Raw genomic sequence first — 24131 nt, forward strand, 5'->3', positions numbered from 1 at the left:
CCCGCCCTTCCACCGTTCCCCGGGGCTCCGCCCCGGACCCCTGTCCGCGCGAAGCGCGGCAAGGGGGGTGCAAGGGGGCGCAGCCCCCTTGGAAACGGCGAAAGGGCGGGACCGGGGCCAGCCGCCCGCAGGGCCACGCACCGCAACCCGCATCCCACCCTCACCGGAGCACAGCGCAGCCGCATGTTCTCGAACCCCTTCCTCCTCGCCTTCCCCTTCTTCCTCCTCCTCTGCTTCCTCCTCTACTGGGCCGGCGCCCGCCACGCCTACCTGCGCCGCCCCGCCGTGGAGAACGGCAACCCCGACGCGTTCGGCTGGCACTTCTTCGTTCCGTGCCGGGACGAGGAGGCCGTCGTCGGCACCACCGTCGCGCGGCTGCGCGCCGATCACCCGGCCGCGCACGTGTGGGTCATCGACGACGACAGTGACGACCGCACGGGCGCCATCGTCGCCGGGCTCTCCGAGGAGGACCGCCGGGTGCACCTCGTGCGCCGGCACCGTCCGCACGCCCGCCAGGGCAAGGGCGCGGCGCTCAACGCCGCGTACGACGAGCTGAACGAGTTCCTGTCGAAGGACACCGACCGCGAGCGCGTCGTGGTGTGCGTCGTCGACGCCGACGGCCAGCTCGCCCCCGACGCCCTGGCCCGTGTCAGCGGCCCGCAGGGCTTCGGCGACCCCGAGGTCGGCGGCGTCCAGGTCAGCGTCCGGATGCGCAACGCCGGCGAGAAGCACCCGCTCGGCGAGGACCGCGGCCGCGTCGCGAACGCCTTCGCGCGCCTGCTGGTGCGCATGCAGGACATGGAGTTCTCCGTCTCAAACGCCGGCATGCAGCTGCTGCGCGGCCGTACCGGTTCCGTCGGTCTCGGCGGCAACGGCCAGTTCACCCGGCTCGCCTCCCTGGACCGGATAGCCGCCGCGGAGCGCCGCCCGTGGCAGCGCGGTGCGCTGCTGGAGGACTACGAGCTGGGCCTGCACATGATCCTGTCCGGTGACCGCATAGCGCACATAGCCGACACCTGGGTCTCCCAGGAGGGCCTGCCGCACGGCCGCCGCTTCCTGACCCAGCGCACCCGCTGGGCGCAGGGCAACCTGCAGTGCGTGCGCTACGCGCCCCGCATCGTCTCCTCCCGCCACTACGGTGGCAGGGGCGTGCTGGAGACGCTGTACACGTTCCTGCAGCCGGTCGCGCACCTGGTGACGCTGGCGCTGTGCGCGGTGATGTTCGTCCTGCTGGGCCTCACGGCCGCCGAGGACGGCGTGGGTGCGGCCTTCGGCGGCATGCTGGCGCTGTGGCCGCTGGTGCTGGGGCTGGCCGTGCTGTCGATCGGGCCGTTCGTGCTGTGGGGCCCGGTCTACCGCCGGGACTTCGCCTCCGACCGTTCGCTGCTGACGGCGGTGCTGTGGGGGCTGGCCCTGTGGCTGTACGCCTACCATCTCTTCCCGGCGTCGGCGCGCGGTTTCGTGCGGATGCTGCGCGGCCGCAACGGCTGGGCGAAGACCCGCCGCAATGCCGAGAGCACTGCGTCGGGCCCGGTGGCCATCGAGGCGTGAGCCCCGCCACAGCCCACCCGATCGGAGCAACCTTCCTTCCGTTTCCGCCATCTGACCGACGGTGACATTCATGCCCGGAGCGGTTCCGGGTGGCGGAACGGGAGCGTTGTGCGCACACCCCACATCGGCAACCGGACACACTTGGTCCTGCTCACGGCGTGGGCCGTGCTCTGGTTCGCCATCGTCGAGCCCAGCGGGGGCTTCTCCTGGCACTACCTCCGCACCGGCGGCGAGCTGATCTACGGGTCGTCCGGGGACGGCGGGCTGAACCTCTACGCCCGCCACCCCGAACTGCAGATGGGTCCCATCAGCTTCCTCGTGGCCGGCCTGTTCAACCCCTTCCCGGCCGAGGTCGGGCAGGTGCTGGCCGAGGCGCTGATGTCGACGCTGGGCCTGGTGGTCCTGGTGCTCGCCGGTCGCAGCGCGGCGCGGCACTTCCTGGGCACCGGCACCAACCACCAGCGGCTGCGGCAGCGCGTACTGATCGCCGGGCTGGCGTTCACTCCCATGTGGATCGAGGTCTCGGTCCGCTTCGCGCATCTCGACGACGTCCTCGCGCTGTTCTTCACCGCGCTGGCCGTGTACTACCTGACGCGCTGCAACGCCGCCGCGACCGGCATCTGCATGGCGCTGGCCCTGGATTCCAAGCCCACGGCGCTGGCGTTCGTCCCGCTGCTGCTGGCGCTGCCGAAGGAGCGCTGGCTGCGGGCGGGGCTGTGGTGCGCGGCGCTGGTGGCGGTGGCCTGGCTGCCGTTCTTCGTGGTCGCCCCGGACTCCTTCGCCGCCGCGAAGTTCACCATTCCCAACAACCCGGCCTCGGCGCTGCGCTGGCTGGGCGCCAACGACCCGCAGACGCCGAGCTGGGCGCGGCCCGCGCAGGCGGCGCTGGGCCTGGCGCTGGGCACGATCGCCGTGTGGCGGGGCCGGTGGGCGGCAGTGGTGCTGCTGGGCGCCAACGCGCGCATCATGCTGGACCCGAGCGTCTACACCTACTACACGGCCTCGGTGCTGCTGGGCACGCTCCTGTGGGACGTGTGCGGGCAGCGGCGCCTGGTGCCGTGGTGGAGCTGGATCGCGCTGCTGGTGCTGTACGGCAGCGTCTTCCTCGTCCCGGACGAGTCGGCGCGCGGCCTGATCAGGCTGGGGTTCGTGGTGGTCTCCACGGCGTACGTGCTCTTCGCCCCGGTACGCGACCGGCGCGAGCGCAATCAGCACCGGCCCCTGGGCCGGGTGGAGGAGGAACCGGTGGAGGGCCCGTGGGGCCCGATGTGGGACCCGGGCCGCACCAGGCCCTGGGAGGCCCGCCACCACGGCGCCCCGTAGGGGCGCGGGGAACTGCGCGACAAGCCACGACGCGCTCGCAGACGGAGTGCCGTGCTGCGCCGGGCCGTCGGTGGCCGGTCGCGCCCACGCGGCGGCAGCCGCAGGTCGACACGGCCCCGCGCCCCTATGGGGCGCTGCACAAGAAAGGGCCCCCGTCGCTCGCGCGACGGGGGCCCTTCGCATCGGCCTGCGCTCAGGCGCCCGGCAGGGCCCGGAGCTGGCCGGTGATGCGCTCGATGTCGGCCTCGGCCGTGGCGAGCCGCGTGCGGATCTTCTCCACCACGTTGTCGGGCGCCTTGGCCAGGAACGCCTCGTTGCCGAGCTTGGCGTTCGCCTGGGCCTTCTCCTTCTCCGCCGCCGCCAAGTCCTTCGTCAGGCGCTTGCGCTCGGCCTCGAAGTCGATCGCACCGGACAGGTCGAGCTCGACCGTGGCGCCGGCCACCGGCAGGCTGGCCGTGGCCTGGAAGCCGTCCTCGGCCGGCTGCAGGCGCAGCAGCTGGCGGATGGCGGCCTCGTGGGCGGCCAGCGCGGTGCCCGACAGGTCCAGGCGGGCCGGGACCTTCTGGCCGGGCTGCAGGCCCTGGTCGGAGCGGAAGCGGCGGACCTCGGTGATGACCTGCTGGAGGTTCTCGATCTCACGCTCGGCCTCGGCGTCGCGGAAGCCGCTGTCGACGGGCCAGTCGGCGATGACGACCGACTCCTTGCCCGTCAGTGCCGTCCACAGCGTCTCGGTGACGAAGGGCACGACGGGGTGCAGCAGCTTGAGGGTGACGTCGAGGACCTCGCCCAGGACGCGGGCGGAGACCTCGGCCTGCTCGCCGCCGCCCATGAACGTGGTCTTCGACAGCTCGACGTACCAGTCGAAGACCTCGTCCCACGCGAAGTGGAAGAGGGTGTCGGTGAGCTTGGCGAACTGGTAGTCGTCGTAGTACGCGTCGACCTCGGCGACCACCGTGTTCAGGCGGGAGAGGATCCAGCGGTCCGTCGCCGACATCTTCTCGGCGGGCGGCAGCTCGCCCTCGACCGTCGCGCCGTTCATCAGGGCGAAGCGGGTCGCGTTCCACACCTTGTTGGCGAAGTTGCGCGAGCCCTGGACCCAGTCCTCGCCGATGGGCACGTCCACGCCGGGGTTGGCGCCGCGGGCGAGGGTGAAGCGGACGGCGTCGGAGCCGTAGGTGTCCATCCAGTCCAGCGGGTTGACCGCGTTGCCGAAGGACTTCGACATCTTCTTGCCGAACTGGTCGCGGACCATGCCGTGCAGGGCGATGGTGTGGAACGGCGGGGTGCCGTCCATCGCGTACAGGCCGAACATCATCATCCGGACGACCCAGAAGAAGAGGATGTCGTAGCCGGTGACCAGGACGGAGTTCGGGTAGAACTTCTCCAGGCTCTCGGTCCGCTCGGGCCAGCCGAGGGTGGAGAAGGGCCACAGGCCCGAGGAGAACCAGGTGTCCAGGACGTCGGTCTCCTGGTGCCAGCCCTCGCCGGTGGGCGGCTGCTCGTCGGGGCCGACGCAGACGGTCTCGCCGTTCGGGCCGTACCAGACGGGGATGCGGTGGCCCCACCACAGCTGGCGCGAGATGCACCAGTCGTGGAGGTTGTCGACCCAGTCGAAGTACCGCTTCTCCATCTCCTGCGGGTGGATCTTGACCTTGCCGTCGCGGACGGCGCCGCTGGCGGCCTCGGCCAGCGGGCCCACCTTGACCCACCACTGCATGGACTGGCGCGGCTCCAGCGTCGTCTTGCAGCGCGAGCAGTGGCCGACGGAGTGCACGTAGGGGCGCTTCTCGGCGACGATGCGGCCCTCGGCGCGCAGGGCGCCGACGATGGCGGAGCGGGCCTCGAAGCGGTCCAGGCCCTGGAAGGGGCCGTGGACGGTGATGATGCCGTGCTCGTCGAGGACGGTCAGCGACGGCAGGTCGTGGCGGCGGCCGATCTCGAAGTCGTTCGGGTCGTGGGCCGGGGTGACTTTGACGGCGCCGGTGCCGAAGCCGGGGTCGACGTGCGCGTCGGCGACGACGGGGATGCGGCGGCCGGTCAGCGGCAGCTCGATCTCGGTGCCGATGAGGTGCTTGTAGCGCTCGTCCTCGGGGTGGACGGCCACGGCGGTGTCGCCGAGCATCGTCTCGGCGCGGGTGGTGGCCACCACGATGGAGGCGTCGCCCTCGCCGTACTTGATGGACACGAGCTCGCCGTCGTCGTCCTGGTACTCCACCTCGATGTCCGAGATGGCGGTCAGGCAGCGCGGGCACCAGTTGATGATGCGCTCGGCGCGGTAGATCAGCTCGTCGTCGTAGAGCTTCTTGAAGATCGTCTGGACGGCCTTGGAGAGGCCCTCGTCCATGGTGAAGCGCTCGCGCGACCAGGCGACGCCGTCGCCGAGGCGCTTCATCTGGCCCGAGATCTGGCCGCCGGACTCGGCCTTCCACTTCCAGACGCGCTCGACGAAGGCCTCACGGCCGAGGTCGTGCCGGGACTTGCCCTCCTTGGCCAGCTCCCGCTCGACGACGTTCTGCGTGGCGATGCCGGCGTGGTCCATGCCGGGCTGCCACAGCGTCTCGAAGCCCTGCATCCGCTTGCGGCGGGTCAGCGCGTCGATCAGGGTGTGCTCGAACGCGTGTCCGAGGTGGAGCGAGCCGGTGACGTTCGGCGGGGGGATGACGATGGTGTACGGAGGCTTCTCGCTCTTCTCGTCCGCCTCGAAGTAACCCCGCTCTACCCAGCGCTCGTACAGCGGCCCCTCTACCTCGGCCGGCGCGTACTGGGTCGGCAGTTCGGGGGTGCTGTCCTTGGGCCCGCGTCCGGGGCTCTGCTGAGTGTTATCGGTCACGGACGGAATTCTACGGGTCACCGGTGACAGGTCACGAACTGCTTTCCGCCCCCTCTCCGCCCCGCCGTTCGCCATGGACAGGCCATCCGGGAGGATGACGCGCACACGTTCGGCCACCCCCTGCCCCACCTCACGGCGACAAGAGAGAGACGATGAGCCAGCACCAGCCCGGCCCGTACGGCGCGCCGCAGCAGCCACCCCAGCAGCCGGGCCCCTACGGCCAGGGCGGAGCCCAGCCGGGCTACGGCTACCCGCAGCAGCCCCCGGCGCCCTACGGCGCGCCCCCGCAGCCCGGCCCGTACGGCACCCCCGCGCCGGGCCCGTACGGCGCGCCCCAGCCGGGGCCGTACGGTGCGCCGGGTCAGCCGGGGCCGTACGGGGCGCCGCAGCAGCCCGGGCCGTACGGTGCCGGGTACGGGCAGCCGGGGATGCCGGGGCCGTACCCGCCGCCGGTGCCGCCGAAGCAGAGCAACACCGGCAAGGCCATCGGCATCGCGCTCGGCGCGGTGATCCTGGTCGGCGCGATCGTCGCGGGCGGCTTCGTGCTCCTGGCCGGCGGCAAGGGCGGCGGGGGCGGCGGCACCACGGCGACCTCCGGCAAGCGCTACAAGCTCACCGCGCCCGACGCGATCCTCGCCGGCGAGTACAAGAAGGACCCGGACGCGAACGTGCCCGCGTTCGGCGCGGACGAGAAGACCGAGCTGCGGCAGATCGGTGTCGCCGACCCCGAGTCGATCTCGGGCGCCTACCAGACCGACGCCCCCGTGATGACGCAGAAGCGCATCCGCTTCATGGGCGCGTGGGGAACCATCAAGCGGCCCGAGGGCGTGGTGGACGGCATGTTCCTGTCCCTGCGGACGGCGATCAAAAAGGGCACCAACGACAACATGGAGCTCATCGGCTCGGCCGAGCGGGTCTCCCCCGCCGGGCTCGACGACGGCGCCGTCATGAAGTGCCAGCAGACCCGCCTGGTGGGCACGACGGCGCCGGGCGGCAAGCCGATCACCATGCAGATGTGCGTGTGGGCCGACCACAGCACCACGGCGATGGTCCTCTCCCTGGACCAGGCCGCGGTGCTCGCCGGCAAGCAGGTCCCGCTGGAGCAGGCCGCCGAACTGACCGCGAAGACCCGCCGCGACGTGCGGGTCGAGATACCGAAGCAGTAGCCGGAGAGGACACCGCGCAGCCATGAGTCAGCCCCCGCAGCCGGGCCCGTACGGCGTGCCGCCGCAGCAGCCGCCCCAGCAGCCCAACCCCTACGCCCAGCAGCCCCCGATGCCCCAGCAGCCGCCGCAGGCGCCGTACGCCCAGCAGCCGGGCCCGTACCAGAACGCCGGCGGTTACCCGCCGGCGTACCCGTCGCCCTACCCGCCGCCGGTGCCCGATCAGCGCTCCGGCAAGGGCAAGGCCATCGGCATCGCCATCGGCGCGGTGGTCCTCGTCGGCGCGATCGCCGGGGGCGGGTACGTCCTTTTGGCCGGCAAGCAGGACGGCGGCAAGGACGACGCCAAGGCCGCCGCGCGTTCCAGCGCTTCGGCCTCCCCCTCCCCTTCCGCCTCCGCCTCCTCGCTCGCCCCGGGCGACGACGGCAAGCGCTACAAGCTCGTCACCCCCGACACCGTGCTCGACGGCGCGTACAAGAAGGACCCCAGCGGCAGCGGCGGCGGCTTCGCCTCCGTCGACCAGAAGAGCCTTCTGCTGCTGGGCGTCAAGGACGCGCAGAACGTCAGCGCCGGCTACGTGACCGAGGGCACGGCGGCCGAGCGCAAGGGGCTGAAGTTGACCGGCCTCTACGGGCAGGTCAAGGACCCCGAGGCCACCGTGGACAGCATGTTCCTGAGCGTGTCGATCGCGTCGTCGAAACAGAAGTCCGACGGGACGAAGACCACGCTCGACGGCGACCCGCAGAAGATGACGCCCGCCGGACTCGAACCGGGCGCGGTGTTGAAGTGCCAGAAGACCCAGTACTCCGGCGGGGAGCTGGGCTCGCGGACGTTCAAGATGCCGCTGTGCATCTGGGCCGACCACAGCACCGTCGGCACCGTCTTCGTCGCCGACGCCTCGGCGCTGGTGCCCGGCGGGCCCGAAGTGACCCTCCAGGACGCCGCCGAGCGCACCGCGAAACTGCGCAAGGAGACGCGCGTCGAAGTTACGAAGCAGTAGCCGTCGTTCCGAAACCGTTGCGGGCTCGACCTCAAGCCGGTACCAGCCGTCGCAAGGATGACGCAGACCCCCCACGGAATGATCCTGCGTCGAAAAGGACACGATGAGCTACAACCAGCCGGGCCCGTACGGTGCTCCCCCACAGCCGTACGCCCAGCAGTACTCCCCCACGCCGTACGGGGAGCCCGCCCCGCCCTACCAACAGGAGCCGCCGCGGCGCGGCAAGGGCAAGGCGATCGGCATCAGCGTCGGCGCCCTCGTGCTGGTGGGCGCCGCCGTGGGCGGGTACCTGTACTCCACCGGCGCCATCGGCGGCAGCGGTGGGAAGAAGCCGTACATGCTCGTCATGCCGGACGCGGTGCTGGGCGGCAAGTACACCAAGCTGTCGACCTCGGCCCCGGACAAGCAGCCCGAGTCCATCGCCGACAACGAGGACGCCAAGGCGCTCGGCATCGAGGGCGGCACGACCGTCTCCCAGAGCTACACCAACACGGACAAGCAGCGCCTGTCGGTCAGCGGCGCCTACGGGAAGATCGCCAACCCCCGCAAGACGGTGGAGGCGCTCATCGCCCGGATGGAGGAGTCCCGCAAGAAGCTGCTGGGCGCCGCCAAGACCAACGTGCAGAACGTCACGCCGTGGACGGACATCGCGCCCGGCGGCTTCAACGGGGCGGTGATGAAGTGCAAGGCGGACAAGAGCAGTTATTCCTACGGCACGATCTCGTCCTCGACCGAGAGCTCGGTGTGCGTCTGGGGCGACTCCGACACCATCGGCGTCGTGCAGCACACGGTCTCCAAGACCGTGGGCGGGCTCGCGACCGGTGCGGAGGTCTCCGCCAGCGGCAACGCCATGACCGCCCAGGAACTGGCCGCGGCCACCGCCACCGTGCGCACGGAGACGCGCAAGGAGCAGGAGGAGCAGTAGGCCTCCGAGAGCGGAAAAGGGGGCTCCCGCCGTGTGGCGGGAGCCCCCTTCTCGTGCCCGGGCTGTCGTCAGGCGCTCTTCTCGTGGCGCTCGCCCTGCTCGGCGCGGGTGCGCGGGACGAGGGTCGGGTTGACGTTGGACTGCACGACGTCGGCGGTGATGACGACGCGGGCGACGTCCTTGCGGGAGGGCACCTCGTACATCACCGACATCAGGACCTCTTCCATGATGGCGCGCAGGCCGCGGGCGCCGGTGCCGCGCAGGATGGCCTGGTCGGCGATGGCTTCGAGGGCCGGACGGTCGAAGTCCAGCTCCACGCCGTCGAGTTCGAACAGCCGCTGGTACTGCTTGACCAGGGCGTTGCGCGGCTCGACGAGGATCTGCAGCAGGGCCTCGCGGTCGAGGTTGTGCACGGAGGTGATGACGGGCAGCCGGCCGATGAACTCGGGGATCATGCCGAACTTCACCAGGTCCTCCGGCATGACCTCCTGGAACTGGTCGCTGGCCTCGATCTCGCGCTTGGAGCGGATCGTGGCGCCGAAGCCGATGCCCTTGGCCCCGGCCCGGGACTCGATGATCTTCTCCAGGCCGGAGAAGGCGCCGCCCACGATGAACAGGACGTTCGTCGTGTCGATCTGGATGAACTCCTGGTGCGGGTGCTTGCGCCCGCCCTGCGGCGGCACCGAGGCCGTCGTGCCCTCCAGGATCTTCAGCAGCGCCTGCTGGACGCCCTCGCCGGAGACGTCCCGTGTGATCGACGGATTTTCGCTCTTACGGGCGACCTTGTCGATCTCGTCGATGTAGATGATGCCGGTCTCGGCCTTCTTGACGTCGTAGTCGGCGGCCTGGATCAGCTTCAGCAGGATGTTCTCGACGTCCTCGCCGACGTAGCCGGCCTCCGTCAGGGCCGTGGCGTCGGCGATGGCGAAGGGGACGTTGAGCATGCGGGCGAGGGTCTGGGCGAGCAGCGTCTTGCCCGAGCCGGTGGGGCCCAGCAGCAGGATGTTGGACTTCGCCAGCTCGATGCCGTCGTCGCGGTGGCTGCCGTTCTCCCCGGCCTGCACCCGCTTGTAGTGGTTGTAGACCGCGACCGACAGCGCCTTCTTGGCGGCCTCCTGGCCGACGACGTAGCCCTCGAGGAACTCGTAGATCTCGCGGGGCTTGGGCAGCTCCTCCCAGCGGACCTCGGAGGTCTCCGCGAGCTCCTCCTCGATGATCTCGTTGCAGAGGTCGATGCACTCGTCGCAGATGTACACACCCGGACCCGCGATGAGCTTCTTCACCTGCTTCTGGCTCTTGCCGCAGAACGAGCACTTGAGCAGATCGCCGCCGTCACCGATGCGTGCCACGAGGTGCTTCCCCTTCGCCTGGGATCCGCCTTGTTCTGCGAACCCGAGTGCTTGCCTATCGACGGTACCTTGCCGGGCCCCCGGTGCGGGCCCCCCTTGGCCCTGTTCGGCCAAGGGAGGTCCGTCGCGGACGGCGCGGTGGCAACCGGGACGGCTGACCGATGAGGACGGTCAGACGGCCACGGACGACTTGCGCGTCGAGACGATCTGGTCGACCAGACCGTAAGCGAGCGCGTCCTCAGCGGTGAGGATCTTGTCCCGCTCGATGTCGTCGCGGATCCTCTCGATCGGCTGGGTGGAGTGCTTGGCCAGCATCTCCTCCAGCTGCGTGCGCATCCGAAGGATCTCCTGCGCGGCGATCTCCAGGTCCGACAGCTGCTCGCGGCCCGTCTGGGTGGAGGGCTGGTGGATCAGCACCCGGGCGTTCGGCAGCGCCATGCGCTTGCCCGGGGTGCCCGCGGCCAGCAGGACCGCGGCGGCGGAGGCGGCCTGGCCCATGCAGACCGTCTGGATGTCCGGCTTCACGAACTGCATCGTGTCGTAGATCGCGGTCAGCGCGGTGAACGAGCCGCCCGGCGAGTTGATGTAGATCGAGATGTCACGGTCGGGGTCCATCGACTCCAGGCACAGCAGCTGCGCCATGACGTCGTTGGCGGAGGCGTCGTCGATCTGGACGCCCAGGAAGATCACGCGCTCCTCGAAGAGCTTCGCGTACGGGTCGTACTCGCGCACGCCCTGCGAGGTGCGCTCGACGAAGCGCGGGACCACGTAGCGGGATTCGACCTGCGGGCCCGTGTAGAGGCCGCTGGGGGACGAGATGTTCATGCGGGTGTTCACTCCTGATGGCGGTCGGTGGGCTGGATTGCGGCTTGCTGGCGTACGGCCGGGGATCAGGCCCCGGTGCCGCCGCCGCCCGGAACGCCGGAGGCGTGGGTGATGATCTCGTCGATGATCCCGTACTCCTTGGCCTCCTCGGCCGTGAACCAGCGGTCGCGGTCGCCGTCGCGGATGATCGTCTCGACGCTCTGGCCGGTGTGCGCGGCCGTGATCTCGGCCATGCGCTTCTTGGTGCGCAGCAGCTGCTCGGCCTGGATCTTGATGTCGGAGGCGGTGCCGCCCAGGCCCGCGGAGCCCTGGTGCATGAGGATGTCGGTGTTCGGCAGCGCGAAGCGCTTGCCGGGGGTGCCACCGGTGAGCAGGAACTGGCCCATGGAGGCGGCCAGGCCCATGCCGATGGTGACGACGTCGTTCGGGATGTACTGCATGGTGTCGTAGACCGCCATGCCGGCCGTCACCGAACCACCGGGGCTGTTGATGTAGAGGAAGATGTCCTTGGTCGGGTCCGCGGCCAGGAGGAGCATCTGCGCGGTGATCTTGTTGGCGATGTCGTCGTCGACCTGCTGGCCGAGGAAGATGATCCGCTCCCCGAGCAGCCGGTTGTAGACCTGGTCGCCGAGGCCACCACCGATGGCGATGTCACCGGCGGCAGAAGGCATCAGATTCGTCACGTGTCCACCTGCTCGTCTCTGACGGCAACGGGCCGTCTCCGCGTCTTCTCTCGGGAACCGGGGGGCTGCGGTGCCGGTGGGCGCCGGCGCGCTGCCTTTTCTCCCCTGCCCTCGTATCTACGGACCCTAACGCGCTGGTCGGCGGGCGCCATCCCGCATCAGGAACTGTTCGCTCTGAGCGCATGAGCCACGGCCGCGGGAACCCTCGGCAAGCCCCGGGGAAACACGACGGGCCCGGACGCGCAACGCGTCCGGGCCCGTGCGCTCACTCACGCGAGCGGGTGAGGGGCGACCCCGGGGGCTCAGGCCTCCGTGGTCTCCGCGGCGGCCTCGACAGCAGCCTCGGCAGCCTCGTCCTCGTCCGCCTCGTCGAGGTCGACGACCTCGCCGTTGGTGTCCTTGACCGTGGCGGCCTCGACGACGGTCGCGAGGGCCTTGCCGCGGGCGACCTCGCCGACGAGCATCGGGACCTGGCCCTGCTCGACGACGGCCTGCGCGAACTGGTCGGGGGCCATGCCGGAGGACTGCGCGCGGCGCATCAGGTGCTCGGTCAGCTCGTCCTGGCCGACGGAGACCTTCTCCTTGTTGACGATCTCGTCGAGGACGAACTGGGTCTTGATGCCCTTCTCGGCCTGCTCCTTGAGCTCGGCGTCGAACTCCTCGGCCGTCTTGCCCTGCATCTCGAGGTACTTCTCGAGGGTCATGCCGATCTGGCCGAGCTGGTGGTGCTCGAGGTTGTGCTTGCGCGTGCGGATCTCGTCCTCGAGCAGCTTCTCGGGCATCGGGACCTCGACCAGCTTCAGGAGCTCCTCGAGGACCTTCTCCTGGGCCTGGGTGGCCTGGTCGAACTTCTTCATGCGCTCGAGGCGCTTGCGGCTGTCGGCCTTGAGCTCCTCCAGCGTGTCGAACTCGCTCGCCATCTGGGCGAACTCGTCGTCCAGCTCCGGCAGTTCGCGGGCCTTGACGGCCTTGACCTCGACCTTGATCTCGGCGTCCTTGCCCTCGGCGCTGCCACCCTTGAGCTGCGAGGTGAAGGTGGCGGAGCCGCCGGCCTCCAGGCCCTTGACGGCGTCGTCGATGCCGTCGAGGAGCTGGCCGGAGCCGATGGTGTAGTCGACGTCCTGGGCGACGCCGTCCTCGAGGACCTCGCCGTCGACCTTGGCCTCCAGGTCGACGGTGACGATGTCGCCCTCGGCGGCGGCGCGCTCGACCGGGGAGGTGGTGGCGAAGCGCTCACGCAGCTGCTCGACGGACTTCTCGACGTCCTCGTCGGTGACCTCGGTCGCGTCGACGGTGACCTCGATGCCGGAGTAGTCCGGGATCTCCAGGGCGGGGCGGACGTCCACCTCGGCGGTGAAGGTCAGCAGCTCGCCGTCCTTCAGCTCGGTGATGTCGACGTCGGGCTGACCCAGCGGGTTCAGCTCGCCCTCGTTGACGGCCTCGGTGTAGAACTTCGGGAGGGCGTCGTTGACGGCCTCCTCCAGCACCGCACCGCGCCCGAAGCGCTGGTCGATCACGCGGGCCGGGATCTTGCCCTTGCGGAAGCCCGCCACCGTGACCTGCTGGTTGATCTTCTTGTACGCCGCGTCGAGGCTGGGCTTGAGCTCCTCGAAGGGCACCTCGACAGTGAGCCGAACCCGAGTCGGGTTCAGGGTCTCCACGGCGCTCTTCACGGTTCGGTCTCCTTGGGGCTGACTTCTGGGATTCTGCTGATGTCCAGCGGATCGCGCCCGGTCGACAGACACACGGACACGTAGCTTGCATAGTAACCGCAAGCCCCAGGGGGCCCCAATGTGATCTTGCTGGTCGGGGTGGCCGGATTCGAACCGACGACCTTCCGCTCCCAAAGCGGACGCGCTACCAAGCTGCGCCACACCCCGTAAGTGCGAGACGTAGGGTACATGCCCAGGGGGCGTCCGGACGCCGCTTTTCCGCAGGGCAACCGGTGCACGGGGGTGGCGTGCGGGGCACCGCCCCGACCCGCTACGATGCACACCGTGCCGCGCGCCCCTTCCGGTGCACGCGCAGCGTACGCGGGCGTAGCTCAATGGTAGAGCCCCAGTCTTCCAAACTGGCTACGCGGGTTCGATTCCCGTCGCCCGCTCCACGGAACGCCTCCGACCTCCGGTCGGAGGCGTTCGTGCATCCGGCACACGCCCCCGGAGGGCACGCCCTTGGAGGGCGTCCTCAGAACTTGATGCCGTTGATCGTCTGGGCGATCGAGCTGAGGAAACGGTTGATCGAAGGCGCCATGCCGGTCGAGGCGAGGAAGAAGCCGAAGAGGATCGCGACGATCGCGGGCCCCGCCTTGATGTTGTTGCTTCGGATCATCACCACCAGGATGATCGCCAGGAGCAGCACCACGGACAGTGAGATGGCCACAACTGATCACACCTTCGATAGGGAAAACCCGGCCCGGACCACGACCATCGTGCCACCAACTCGCCCCGTATTGGGATGCCGTGACGATTCATCGGGGTACGAGTAAGGGTTCGTCCCCCCGCCCCGGCGCCACTGCCATCCCAGCAGTCTCAGGAGTGCGGCTCGGACGAGCGCAGGTGCCGCATCAGCGTCTCCAGTGCCTCCCATCCCTCCGCTGTCTCTCCGTCACCCAGGACGTAGTAGTAGCCCGGCCGTCCGGCGGGCCCCAGCCGGACGGCCGCGGCGGGCAGCGGCGTACGGGCGGCGTGGGCGCGGCCGACGCCGTGCACCTCCTGCGCGCCGAGGACGAAGGCGTACGGCACCGGCGGCCGCTCCAGGCGCGGCGGCGTGGTGAGGTCGGCCCGGCCGTGGCGCACCTGGGCGAGCATCGTGCGCAGCCCGTGCCGCGCGGTCAGCTCCTGCGCCAGCTCCTGCAGGGCCGCGAGCGGCGGCTCCTCGCCGGCGGCGAAGCCGACGGCCACGGTGAGGTCCTCCTCGATCCCGTCGGCCGTGCGCACGACGCGCAGGGTGCCCTGGGCCCGGCCGCCGACGAGGACGGTCCAGGTGGGCCTGGGGGCGCGTTCGTGGGCCAGGTCGGTGAGCCGGCGGCGCGACCAGGGCAGGTTCGCGGGCTCGGCGGTGCCCCAGCCGGCCGGCAGGCAGCCGGCGAGGTGCTGCCAGACGGCCTCCGCCGCGCCGCCGAGGACGAGGTGGGCGTCCGGCTGGTGGCGGGTGCGCAGTGTGATCAGCAGCTGGCGTTCGCCGGTGGGCGCGGTCTCGCCGAAGGCGGCGGCCACCGGCGTGTCGCCGGCGGCGTCGCGCGCCGGGGCGAAGGCTCCGTCCTGCCAGCGCAGCACGGCGCCGGACAGCCCGTCGTAGTAGCCGTCGCGCTCGTCCTGCACGACCCAGCGCGAGGGCTGGGCGGTGAGCAGGGTGCGGGTGGCCAGGGAGAGGCGGCTGTGGCCGGGGGTGACGATCTGCAGGCCGCGGTCGCTGGCCAGGGCGGCGCGCCAGGCCTCGGACAGCCAGCTGGTGGTGGCGATCACGGGGCGGTCCTGCAGGACGACGGCGACCTGCTCGGTGAGCACGTCCACGGCGGGCTGCGCGGCGGCCGGCGCGGGCACGGCGGTGACGCCGGAGACGTCGACCGGGGTGCCCGGGTCGTCGGTGCCGGGGGCGCCGGGCGGCCAGACGCGGCCGCCGAGCAGCTTGGCCAGGCGGGCGGCGAAGACCCCGGCGAGCCGCTCGGCGTCCGGCACGGCCGTGGAGGCGCGGGCCTCGACCCACCACAGCGGCCCGTCGCCGGCGGGTGCCGCCTCGCCGAGCAGCCGGGCGGCCTCCCCGGGCACCTGCAGCAGCATCGGCGCCTCGATGGAGACCAGCGGTCGTCCCTGTTCGTCGCACAGCTGCACCACGGCGCCGTCGGCGGTGGTCTGCACGCGCAGGTCGGGGCCGCCCGAGAGCAGGCCGGCCAGGACGCTCCAGGCGTCCGGCATGCGCTCGGTCAGCGCGATGACGTCCTTGGTCATGCCCGCTCCGCTTCCTCGGTCTCGTCGGCCAGGGCCGTCTGGATCAGCCGGGTCGGCTCGCCGCGGCGCACCAGCGTGCCGCGGCCCGGCGGCTGGGTGCTCGCGTAGACGCCGGGGAAGAGCTGGCCCTCCTGCCGGTCGCCGGTCATGACGACGGCGGTGGTGCCGGATTCGCGCAGCGTCATCAGGAACGGCTCGTACAGCGCCCGCGAGGCGCCCGCCACGCGGCGGGTGACGACGAAGTGCAGGCCGATGTCCTGGGCGGAGGGGATGAACGGCAGGAACGGCGCCAGCGGCTGCTGGCCGGCGGTGGTGAGGATGTCGTAGTCGTCGATGAGGATGACGATGCGCGGCCCGGAGTACCAGGTGCCGGACGCCATGGCGTCCTGGGCGGCGAGGTCGTCCGGCATGCGCTTCTCGAGCTCGGTGGCGATGCCGGTGGCCAGCGCGCCGCACAGGCGGGAGTTGTGCGCGTAGCCGCCGCGGTACTCCTCGGGGACGAGCTTGCGCAGGCCGCGCCGGGGGTCCATGACGGCGAAGACGAGCTCGTCGTCGCCGTAGCGCTCCATCAGGCCCTCGGCGACGAGCCGCAGCAGGTTGGTCTTGCCGCACTCGCTGTCGCCGAGGATCAGCAGGTGCTGGTCGCGCCGGAAGAGGTCCAGCAGGACGGGCGCGAGCGCGGTCTGGTCCAGGCCGAGCGGCACCCGGTTGGGTTCGGCGGTCGGCGAGGGCAGCGAGGCCGCGGGGATGCGGGCGGGCAGGACGCGTACGCGCTGGGCGCCGTCGCCGGACCAGGCGGCCCGGACGACCATGGCCGCCTGCTCGACGGCCGGGCCGAGCTCGGAGGTCGAGGCGAGGGAGTCGATGCGCGGCAGCGCCGTCTGGGCGAAGAGCTTGCCGTCGGTGAGCACCCGGCCGGGCTCGTCGGGGGCGAGGGTCTCGGCGAGCTTGCGGTCGATGCTGGAGTCGCCGGGGTCGTTCAGGCGCAACTCGACGCGGGTGCCGAAGGTGGCCTGGGTGGCGATGCGCACGTCGTTCCAGCGCAGCATGGAGGCCACGACGTGGATGCCGTAGCCGCCGCCGCGCTTGAGCAGGTCGGTGACGGCGTCCTCGATCTCGGCGAAGTCGTCGCGCAGGGCGCCGAAGCCGTCGATGACCAGGACGATCTCGGTGGAGGCGAGCTCGGGCACCTTGCCCTCGGCGCGCAGCTCGCGCAGCCGCTCGACGGAGTCGATGCCGTGCTCGCGGAAGAGCTCCTCGCGCGCGGCGAGCATGCCGCGCACCTCCTCGACCGTACGGGCGGCGCGCTCGCGGTCGGCGCGGCCGGCGATGCCGCCGACGTGGGGCAGGCCGGAGAGCGCGGCCAGGCCGCCGCCGACGAGGTCCAGGCCGTAGATGCCGACCTCGCGCGGGGTGTGGGTCATGGCCAGCGACAGGGCGAGGGTGCGCAGCAGCGTGGTCTTGCCGGCCTGGGGGCCGCCGATGACGGCGGCGTGGCCGCCGGCGAGGGAGAGGTCGAGGACCCACTGGCCCTGCCACTGGCGGGCGGGGTCGTCGAGGATGCCGAGCGGCACCTTCATGAAGCCGGGGCGTACGGCCAGTTGCATGCCGCGGGCGCCGGAGTGCACGGGTCCGGCCGAGACGTCGAGGGAGACCGCCCTGGGCAGCGGGGGCAGCCAGATGGCCCGGGTGGGGCTGGCTGCGGCGCGCAGCTGGTCGACGATGACGGACATCGTGGTGGGGCCGGGGTTGCGGTGGCGCATGGCCGGCTCGCCCTCGCCGGGGCCCGCCTCGGGCTCGGCGAGGTCGTTGTAGTCGGGGTAGGGCAGGACGGCCGGGCCGGTGTCCTCGGTCTCGCGCAGGGCGGGGCCGCGGTAGGGGCCGGAGACGAAGCTGGCCTTGAACCGCTCGTAGGCGCTGACGTCGACCTTGAGGTAGCCGAAGCCGGGGATGGGCGGCAGGTTGAAGGCGTCGGTGGTGTCGAGGACGGTGCGGGACTCGTCGGCGGAGAAGGTGCGCAGGCCGAGCCGGTACGACAGGTAGGTGTCCAGGCCCTTGAGCTTGCCGCCCTCGATGCGCTGGCTGGAGAGCAGCAGGTGCACGCCGATGGAGCGGCCGATGCGGCCGATGGACAGGAACAGGTCGATGAAGTCGGGCTTGGCGGTGAGCAGTTCGCCGAACTCGTCGATGACGACGAACAGGTGCGGCAGCGGGTCGAGGTCGGGCCGGGTCGCGCGCAGGGCGGCGTAGTGGCCGATGTCGGCGACGTTGCCGGCGTCCTTGAGGACCTGCTGGCGGCGCTGGACCTCGCCGGCGAGGGAGGAGTGGACGCGCTCGACGAGGCCGGCCTGGTTCTCCAGGTTGGTGATGACGCCGGCGACGTGCGGCAGGTCGGCGAAGGGCGCGAAGGTGGCGCCGCCCTTGTAGTCGACGAGGACCATGGCCAGGTCCTCCGGCGGGTGGGTGGCCACCAGGGCGAGGACGAGGGTGCGCAGCAGCTCGCTCTTGCCGGAGCCGGTGGCGCCGACGCACAGGCCGTGCGGGCCCATGCCGAGTTCGGAGGACTCCTTGAGGTCGAGCAGGACGGGCTCGCGGCTGTCGCTGACGCCGATGGGCACGCGCAGGAAGGCGCGTTCGCCGCGCGGCTGCCACAGGGCCGCGACGTCGAGGGCGGCGGGGTCGTCGATGCCGAGGAGTTCGGCGAAGTCGACGGGGCCGGACAGCGGCGCGTCCACGAGGGACTCCGCGGACAGGCGCAGCGGGGAGAGCTGGCGGGCCAGGCCCTCGGCGCCGGCGGCGGTGGCCGCGTCCACGGTGCCGCCGGAGGTCAGGGGTTCGGGGTGGCGCAGGTCCTCGATGCGCACCTCGTCGCCGTCGACGGTCAGGCGCAGCGAGACGTGGCCGGGTTCCTGGATGCGCTCGGCGACCAGGTGCAGGACGGTCACGCCCATGTCGGGCAGGGGCACGGCCTCGTCGGGGCGGGGCAGTTCGGCGGCGTCCTCGCCGTAGCCGTCGCTGACGACGAGCAGGCGGCCGGCCATCTCCAGGGCGTCCTTGCCGGACAGGCCGCGGCGCACCTCGGCGGCGTAGGAGGCGCGCTGGCGCAGGTCGCGGCCCATGAGGCGGCCGAGGGCGGCCAGGGAGGGGGCGATGCGGCGGGCGGCGACGGGGCCGTCGTGCTCCTCGGGGTCGAGGGTGTGGGGCAGCCACTTCAGCCAGGTCCAGTCGGCCATGCGGTCGCCGGGGCAGGCGAGGGCGAGGGCGACGTCGTCGGGGGCGTGGGTGACGGCGGTCTGGGCGAGCAGGGCGCGGGCGACGCGCAGGACGCCCTCGCGGTCGCCGACGACGCTGACGTTGCCGGCGCGGTCGAGGGGGACGGTCAGGGGCAGGTCGGCCGCGGTGGAGAAGCGGTTCTTCAGGGCCCCGGCCTCGTTGAGCATGAAGCGGTCGGGCGGGGTGAGGACGCTGCCGCCGGGGCGGCCGACCGTGATCTCGCGCACGGGCATGCGGCCGGTGCCCACGCGCACGCGCAGGAAGTCGCCGTCCAGGCGGCGGCGTTCCCACAGCCGGGCGGGGTCGCGCACGATGTCGTACAGCGCCTCCGGCGGCGGGTCGAGGACGCGGGCGACCTCGCGGCGCTCGCGCTCCTCGGCGCCGAGCTCCTCGCGCAGCTCCTCCAGGTACTCCAGGTAGCGCTCGCGCTGCTGGCGCCGGGTGCGCTGGGCCTTGCCGCGCTGGGAGAGCAGCATGCCCACCGAGCCGATGACGGTGACGACGAGCACGATCGCGCCGAGCGAGGCGAACTGGCTGTTGCGCACGACCGTCATCATGATCACGGAGCTCATGACGCCGGCGATGGGCATGAGGGAGTGCAGGGCGCCGCCGGTCTTGCCCTCGGGCAGGTTGGGCGGCGGCTCGATGGTGCGCGCCTCCGGCGCCGGCAGCGGGCGCGTGGTGCGGGCGGGGCGGTGGACTATTCGGGTGGTCATCGAAACGCCTGCTTATCGGTCGCTGCTCGACGGGCGCCGGCTCATGGCGCGGGTGAGGACTTCGGCCGCGAGCTCGGTGACGGCCTCGCGGGTGCCCTGGCCGAGGAGATCGGTGCGGATGGGCCCGCCGCCGGCCAGGTGCCGGTCGTACGGCAGGGTGACGACCTTGACCCCCTCCAGCTGCAGGTGCTCGCTCGCCGCGGCCACGTCGAGCGTCGTGTGGGGGGAGGCCGAGGTGAGGACGACCACGGTGCCCGGCAGCATGCGCGGCCGCGGCACGGAGGCCATCCACTCCAGGACGGCACGGGTGCTGGTGATGCCCTCGGTGGTGGCGGGGGTGACCAGGACACGGGCCTGGGCGGCCGACAGGGCGGTGCGCGAGAGCTCGCTGGGCAGGCTGTCGCAGTCGACGACGGTGATGCCGAAGTAGCGCCGCAGCGCCACCATCGCCGAGCGGTACTCCGCCAGTTCCAGCCGGTTGCCGACGCGGCCCTGGCTGCCGGGCAGTAGCCAGCCGCGCTCGGGCAGCTGGACGAGGTAGCCGACGACGTCGGTCAGCTGCATCGAGGGGTCCAGGATCCGGGCCAGGTCGCTGGTGGTCCAGCGCACCTTGGTCACGCCCAGCCGGGAGGGCAGGGTGCCGAGGCTGGCGTCCGCCTCCAGCATCAGCACCGGGTCCTGACGGTAGTGCGCGTACGTGCGTCCCAGCAGCGCGGTGACGGTGGTCTTGCCCGCGCCGCCGCGGATGCTGGTGACCACGATCTGCCGGCCGGTGGTCAGCGGCTGCTGCAGCGCCTGCGCGGTGCGGGTGGCCTCCTCCACCTCGCGGGTGGCGGAGGAGCCGACGAGCCGGCGCAGCGAGCGGGAGGTGCGGCGGGCCGCCGAGTCGCCGGCCAGCTGCTTGCCCTTGACCAGTTCGGGCGGCAGGGGCAGTTCCATGGTCACCGGCGTCGGCAGCGGCCTGGGCGCGGGCGCCGGGGCCGGCGCGGGGGCCGGCGGCGCGGCCGGCTCCTGCGGTGCGTTCCTTCCCGGGCCGTCCGCCTGTGCAGGGCCGTTCGCCTGTGCCGGGCCGTCCGTGGGGAGCGGGGTCTCCTGGGGCGTGCCGAGGTTGTTGAGCTTGCCGAGGTCGTTGGTCAGGTCGCGCAGGTTGCGCAGGACGTCGCCCTGCCAATCGTCCTGGGACATGGGGTTTCTCCTGGGTCTGCCGTACGCACTAGAACTGGTGGAGCAGGCGCACGTACACGCCGAACACGCCGACCGCCAGCGGGAACAGGGCGATCACGCCGATGGTCTCGACGAGGTCGACCGCGCGGCGCAGCCGCACGCCGACGTGTTCCGGCAGCCGCACGGCCAGGACGGCCAGCGGTGCGACGGCCACCGCGCACAGCGCGGCCAGCGGCCCGTACGGGGTGCCGTGCACGTGGTCGGTCCACAGCACCGCCAGGCGCACCAGCAGCACCAGCGACGCGGCCAGCAGCGCCACGACCTCGGCGACCAGCGGGAAGGCGCGCGAGCGGGAGAGCAGGACGACGGCGAGGACGGCGCCGACGCCGACCGTCCAGGGCGTGGGCGCGGTGACGGCGAGCAGTCCGCCGGCGGTGGCGGAGGCGGCGACGACGACCGTGGCAAGGGCCAGGCCCCGGTGGGTGGCGGCGAGTGCGGTCTCCACCTCGTGCCGGCTGACGGAGGCGCCGCCGGAGCGGCGGTCGTCCAGGCCGGTCAGGCCGGCCGCCATCAGCGCGAGGCGGGGCAGCAGGCCGAGGACCACCACGGAGACGACGGCCATGACGGAGCCCAGGCGGGCCGCGTCGTCCTGCACCAGCGCGACGGCCTCCCACACGCCGCCGGTCGCCACGACCGCGCCGGCACCGATCAGCCCGCCCTTGCCCAGCGGCGAGAACAGGCCGAGCAGGGCCAGGGTGACGGCGAGCGCGGCGGCCGTGCCGGCGAGCCGGGCCGGGCCGCTCCAGGCGTGCGCGTCGGCACCGGTCCACGCGGCGAGGACGCCCAGGGCGCCGCCCGCCAGCACCAAGGTGGTGCCCAGGTCGCGGGCGGCCTGCCCGCCGCGCCCGCCCATGCGGGCGGCGACCGCGCCGAGGACGGCGAGCAGCACGGCCACGACGGTCAGCGGACCCGCCACGGCGGCGGTTCCCAGGCTGCTGCGGGCGAGCACGCCGGCGGCGACCGCGAGGGCGATCGTGGCCAGGCTCGCGGTCCACCGCCGCGCCTCGGGCCGCCAGCGCCAGGCCCGTACGTCCAGGTCCTCGGCGACCTCGTCGGTGACGTCGTGCACGACGGGCGCGGACGGCGCGTCCTCGACGCGCACGAGCCGCAGCAGCGCGCCGTCGGGCACCCGCGCCTCGGCGAGGGTGCCGTCCTGCGGCAGAACCGTTCCGTCAGCGGTGATCAGATGCCGGGCGGCCGGGCGCTGCCCGACCCTGTCGTCCAGCAGCCGCAGGACGTCGGGCAGCAGTCGCCCGATCGGTTCGTCCGCGGGCAGCACGAGATCCACCCGGCGGCGATCGCCGACGAGGGTCACCCTGCTCAATTCCGTACGCTGTTTGGCCCCCACGTTCACCACGCGGCAGAACCTATCACTGGGCTCATGACGAGGGCTCCGTCACTTTCTGCGTTCCTTTCGGCTTCTTCGCCGCTTTCGTGTGCGAGGCGGCCGGCTCGGGTACCGCCGACGGCGAAACGGACGGGGTTGCATCGGCGCTCGCCGACGGACCCGGTGTCGCCGGTGCGTACCGCTGTTGCTGCTGCTTTTGCTGTTCCTTCTGCTTGGCCAGGGTGACCTTGATGAAGGACCAGCCCACACAACCGGCGCACAGCACCGCGGCAATGGCTATTCCGGCGAATACCTTGCCGAGCTTCTCGTCCGCCGTGCGCCGCGCCCGCTGGGCCCCGAAGAGCAGGGCGTCGCGCATCCGCCGGCGCCGTACCGAGACGGACTCCAGCAGTTGACTGTCGTAATCCTTCGCCATCATTCCCCGCTAGTTCCGCGTACTGCAGTTCCGCGTACTGCGCACATCGCGGACAACGCTAGTGGTCGCCAGTAGTCGCTAGTAGTGCGGATAACGCTCGTATGGAAAGACCGGGTCACCGTCCGCGACCGGCCCGGTGCCGTGGAACGCGTACGCCAGGTCGTCGGCGACCTCGGCGATGACGGCACGCCCCTCCGTACGCGACAACCACGCCGCCGGCAGCGCGGCGTCACCGTACAGGGCGCCGATCAGGTTGCCGCACACAGCCCCCGTCGAATCGCTGTCGCCGGAGTGGTTGACCGACAGCAGCAGCGCCTCGGCCACCGAGTCGGGACGGGCCAGGGCCGCGTACACGGCGATGGCCAGGGCCTCCTCGGCGACCCAGCCGCCCCCGAGGCGCTCGGCCTTCTCCGGCGCCGGCTCCCCCTCGGCGGCCAGCTCCAGGGCCCGGCGCAGCGCCTCGCTCGTCTCCTCGTGCCCCCGGTGCCGGGCGAGCAGTTCGAGGGCGCGCAGCACCGCGCCCTCCAGCGACTCCCCGTCCAGCAAGTGCCGGACGATCGCGGCGAAGGCACCCGCGGCGTACGCACCCGTCGGGTGGCCGTGGGTGATCTGCGCACAGTGCGCGGCCAACCGGAAGGCGTCGGGGGCGGGCAGGCCGGTCAGCCCGAAGGGCGCCGAGCGCATGACCGTCCCGCAGCCCTTGGAGTCGGGGTTGACCGGCCCGTGCGAGCCGTCGAGCGGACCGTACGGGTCGGGCACGTACTCCTGCCGCAGCCCCGACAGACAGGCGTTGCCGGGCATCCGCCGCGCGTACAGCCACGGCTGCAGCCGCAGCCACCCCGAGCGCACGAGGTCGTCGCCATCCTTCGGCGGGGGCGGGGCCGGGTGGCTCTGGGTCTCCAGCCAGCGCAGGTAGGCGTTGCGTACGAGCGCGGTCTCTGCGCCACCGAGGCCCTTCGACTGCGCCCGCGCCCGGGCCCGGATGAGGCCCTCGGCGGTGAACAGCGTCATCTGCGTGTCGTCGGTGACGTGGGCGACGACGCCATTGCTCGCGGGCACAGGGCCGGTGATGCCCCGGGGGCCGAAGGAGGAACGGATGCGGTCGAGGGAGAGGAACTCGACCGGGTTCCCCAGCGCATCACCGACCGCACCCCCCAGCAGGCACCCGCGGATGCGGGCGCGGAGGGTGTGGGTGCGGGGGTCGGTAAGGGGAGGGGTCACTGGCCCTCGCGGCGGCGGTAGTGCGTGCGGTACAGCTCGATCGCCCGCTCGAACGGGAAGCTGGGCACGAAGCTGACCTGCCCGTCGTCCTTCGCGATGACCACGTGCGAGCCACCGAGGTTCTCCGGCGGACGGGTGGGATCCGGCTCCGGCGCGCCGGTCGCGTAGACGAGGTACCCCTCGTCGAACTCATGGACCGCCAGCCCCATCGGGCTGCCGTCCGGCCACGTCGCGGGGCAGTAGCCGCGCGCGACGGCCACGGCCTCCTCGGGCGTCGACGGCACGCGGGGCGCGTATTCGGGGGTGTGGGAGGACATCGTCGTTGTCGTTCCTAC

General features: G+C 72.0%; 18 protein-coding genes and 2 tRNA genes. 6 read left to right on the forward strand and 14 right to left on the reverse strand.

Going from position 1 to position 24131, the window contains the following annotated elements:
- Positions 1 to 183: 183 nt before the first annotated feature.
- Together ABD361_RS08935 and ABD361_RS08940 are read left to right on the forward strand one after the other, a co-directional pair.
- Positions 184 to 1551, forward strand: a complete 1368-nt coding sequence (locus ABD361_RS08935; RefSeq protein WP_344434323.1) for an XrtP-associated glycosyltransferase — start codon at positions 184 to 186, stop codon at positions 1549 to 1551.
- Between the two features lie 141 nt (positions 1552 to 1692).
- The gene (locus ABD361_RS08940; protein WP_344434324.1) at positions 1693 to 2874 is read left to right on the forward strand and encodes a hypothetical protein; all 1182 of its coding nucleotides are present in this window, start codon (positions 1693 to 1695) and stop codon (positions 2872 to 2874) included.
- Between the two features lie 193 nt (positions 2875 to 3067).
- Here ABD361_RS08940 and ABD361_RS08945 read toward each other — a convergent pair whose 3' ends face one another.
- Complete coding sequence (locus ABD361_RS08945) at positions 3068 to 5704, reverse strand: valine--tRNA ligase (protein ID WP_344434325.1); 2637 nt, start codon at positions 5702 to 5704, stop codon at positions 3068 to 3070.
- 152 nt (positions 5705 to 5856) lie between these two features.
- Between ABD361_RS08945 and ABD361_RS08950 the strand changes: the two genes are divergently transcribed.
- The 3 genes from ABD361_RS08950 (at position 5857) to ABD361_RS08960 (ending at position 8792) form a co-directional block, all read left to right on the forward strand.
- Positions 5857 to 6870, forward strand: coding sequence for a hypothetical protein (locus ABD361_RS08950; RefSeq protein ID WP_344434326.1), 1014 nt, complete (start codon positions 5857 to 5859; stop codon positions 6868 to 6870).
- Between the two features lie 22 nt (positions 6871 to 6892).
- Entirely contained in the window at positions 6893 to 7867 is a 975-nt protein-coding gene (locus ABD361_RS08955) for a hypothetical protein (RefSeq protein WP_344434327.1), read from the forward strand.
- Positions 7868 to 7970: 103 nt separating this feature from the next.
- Positions 7971 to 8792: a hypothetical protein gene (locus ABD361_RS08960; RefSeq protein ID WP_344434328.1), complete on the forward strand. Its 822-nt coding sequence runs from the start codon at positions 7971 to 7973 to the stop codon at positions 8790 to 8792.
- 68 nt (positions 8793 to 8860) lie between these two features.
- Here ABD361_RS08960 and clpX read toward each other — a convergent pair whose 3' ends face one another.
- From clpX to ABD361_RS08985, 5 genes are all read right to left on the reverse strand, one after another.
- Positions 8861 to 10141 carry an ATP-dependent Clp protease ATP-binding subunit ClpX gene (clpX, locus tag ABD361_RS08965; protein ID WP_344434329.1) on the reverse strand — a complete coding sequence of 427 codons (1281 nt, stop codon included), beginning with the start codon at positions 10139 to 10141 and terminating at the stop codon, positions 8861 to 8863.
- A 171-nt stretch (positions 10142 to 10312) separates the two neighbouring features.
- Positions 10313 to 10966 (reverse strand): ATP-dependent Clp protease proteolytic subunit, encoded by a 654-nt coding sequence (locus ABD361_RS08970; RefSeq protein ID WP_344434330.1) that lies wholly within the window; start codon positions 10964 to 10966, stop codon positions 10313 to 10315.
- Between the two features lie 65 nt (positions 10967 to 11031).
- Entirely contained in the window at positions 11032 to 11637 is a 606-nt protein-coding gene (locus ABD361_RS08975; RefSeq protein ID WP_344434596.1) for an ATP-dependent Clp protease proteolytic subunit, read from the reverse strand.
- A gap of 314 nt (positions 11638 to 11951) precedes the next feature.
- Complete coding sequence (gene tig, locus ABD361_RS08980) at positions 11952 to 13322, reverse strand: trigger factor (RefSeq protein ID WP_344434331.1); 1371 nt, start codon at positions 13320 to 13322, stop codon at positions 11952 to 11954.
- Between the two features lie 130 nt (positions 13323 to 13452).
- Positions 13453 to 13529: transfer RNA gene (locus ABD361_RS08985), tRNA-Pro, on the reverse strand.
- Between the two features lie 153 nt (positions 13530 to 13682).
- Between ABD361_RS08985 and ABD361_RS08990 the strand changes: the two genes are divergently transcribed.
- Positions 13683 to 13756: transfer RNA gene (locus tag ABD361_RS08990), tRNA-Gly, on the forward strand.
- 80 nt (positions 13757 to 13836) lie between these two features.
- On the opposite strand, the gene ABD361_RS08995 is transcribed toward ABD361_RS08990, so the two are convergent.
- From ABD361_RS08995 to ABD361_RS09030, 8 genes are all read right to left on the reverse strand, one after another.
- Positions 13837 to 14031, reverse strand: a complete 195-nt coding sequence (locus ABD361_RS08995; RefSeq protein ID WP_344434333.1) for a hypothetical protein — start codon at positions 14029 to 14031, stop codon at positions 13837 to 13839.
- Positions 14032 to 14180: 149 nt separating this feature from the next.
- Entirely contained in the window at positions 14181 to 15599 is a 1419-nt protein-coding gene (locus ABD361_RS09000) for a DUF6177 family protein (protein ID WP_344434334.1), read from the reverse strand.
- Positions 15596 to 19588 (reverse strand): type VII secretion protein EccCa, encoded by a 3993-nt coding sequence (gene eccCa / locus ABD361_RS09005; RefSeq protein ID WP_344434335.1) that lies wholly within the window; start codon positions 19586 to 19588, stop codon positions 15596 to 15598. Before eccCa ends, ABD361_RS09000 begins: the two co-directional genes overlap by 4 nt.
- A gap of 12 nt (positions 19589 to 19600) precedes the next feature.
- Entirely contained in the window at positions 19601 to 20773 is a 1173-nt protein-coding gene (locus ABD361_RS09010) for a MinD/ParA family ATP-binding protein (protein WP_344434336.1), read from the reverse strand.
- Between the two features lie 28 nt (positions 20774 to 20801).
- Positions 20802 to 22169, reverse strand: coding sequence for a type VII secretion integral membrane protein EccD (gene eccD, locus ABD361_RS09015; protein WP_425583183.1), 1368 nt, complete (start codon positions 22167 to 22169; stop codon positions 20802 to 20804).
- Between the two features lie 22 nt (positions 22170 to 22191).
- Positions 22192 to 22578 (reverse strand): hypothetical protein, encoded by a 387-nt coding sequence (locus ABD361_RS09020; RefSeq protein ID WP_425583184.1) that lies wholly within the window; start codon positions 22576 to 22578, stop codon positions 22192 to 22194.
- Positions 22579 to 22653: 75 nt separating this feature from the next.
- Entirely contained in the window at positions 22654 to 23796 is a 1143-nt protein-coding gene (locus ABD361_RS09025) for an ADP-ribosylglycohydrolase family protein (protein WP_344434338.1), read from the reverse strand.
- Positions 23793 to 24113, reverse strand: a complete 321-nt coding sequence (locus tag ABD361_RS09030) for a hypothetical protein (protein WP_344434339.1) — start codon at positions 24111 to 24113, stop codon at positions 23793 to 23795. The genes ABD361_RS09025 and ABD361_RS09030 overlap by 4 nt, the downstream gene beginning before the upstream one ends.
- Positions 24114 to 24131: the final 18 nt, after the last annotated feature.

This window comes from Streptomyces luteosporeus (genome assembly GCF_039532865.1).
In the GTDB taxonomy this organism is placed as follows: domain Bacteria; phylum Actinomycetota; class Actinomycetes; order Streptomycetales; family Streptomycetaceae; genus Streptomyces; species Streptomyces luteosporeus.

What these genes read in the sequence shown, in the direction of transcription:
- ABD361_RS08950 (WP_344434326.1), top strand. Translation starts at nt 5,857, where the DNA reads ATGAGCCAGCACCAGCCCGGCCCGTACGGCGCGCCGCAGCAGCCACCC.
- ABD361_RS09030 (WP_344434339.1), bottom strand. Translation starts at nt 24,113, where the DNA reads ATGTCCTCCCACACCCCCGAATACGCGCCCCGCGTGCCGTCGACGCCC.
- ABD361_RS09010 (WP_344434336.1), bottom strand. Translation starts at nt 20,773, where the DNA reads ATGTCCCAGGACGATTGGCAGGGCGACGTCCTGCGCAACCTGCGCGAC.
- ABD361_RS09000 (WP_344434334.1), bottom strand. Translation starts at nt 15,599, where the DNA reads ATGACCAAGGACGTCATCGCGCTGACCGAGCGCATGCCGGACGCCTGG.
- ABD361_RS08955 (WP_344434327.1), top strand. Translation starts at nt 6,893, where the DNA reads ATGAGTCAGCCCCCGCAGCCGGGCCCGTACGGCGTGCCGCCGCAGCAG.
- eccCa (WP_344434335.1), bottom strand. Translation starts at nt 19,588, where the DNA reads ATGACCACCCGAATAGTCCACCGCCCCGCCCGCACCACGCGCCCGCTG.
- ABD361_RS08960 (WP_344434328.1), top strand. Translation starts at nt 7,971, where the DNA reads ATGAGCTACAACCAGCCGGGCCCGTACGGTGCTCCCCCACAGCCGTAC.
- ABD361_RS08970 (WP_344434330.1), bottom strand. Translation starts at nt 10,966, where the DNA reads ATGAACATCTCGTCCCCCAGCGGCCTCTACACGGGCCCGCAGGTCGAA.
- ABD361_RS09020 (WP_425583184.1), bottom strand. Translation starts at nt 22,578, where the DNA reads ATGATGGCGAAGGATTACGACAGTCAACTGCTGGAGTCCGTCTCGGTA.
- ABD361_RS08935 (WP_344434323.1), top strand. Translation starts at nt 184, where the DNA reads ATGTTCTCGAACCCCTTCCTCCTCGCCTTCCCCTTCTTCCTCCTCCTC.
- ABD361_RS08975 (WP_344434596.1), bottom strand. Translation starts at nt 11,637, where the DNA reads ATGCCTTCTGCCGCCGGTGACATCGCCATCGGTGGTGGCCTCGGCGAC.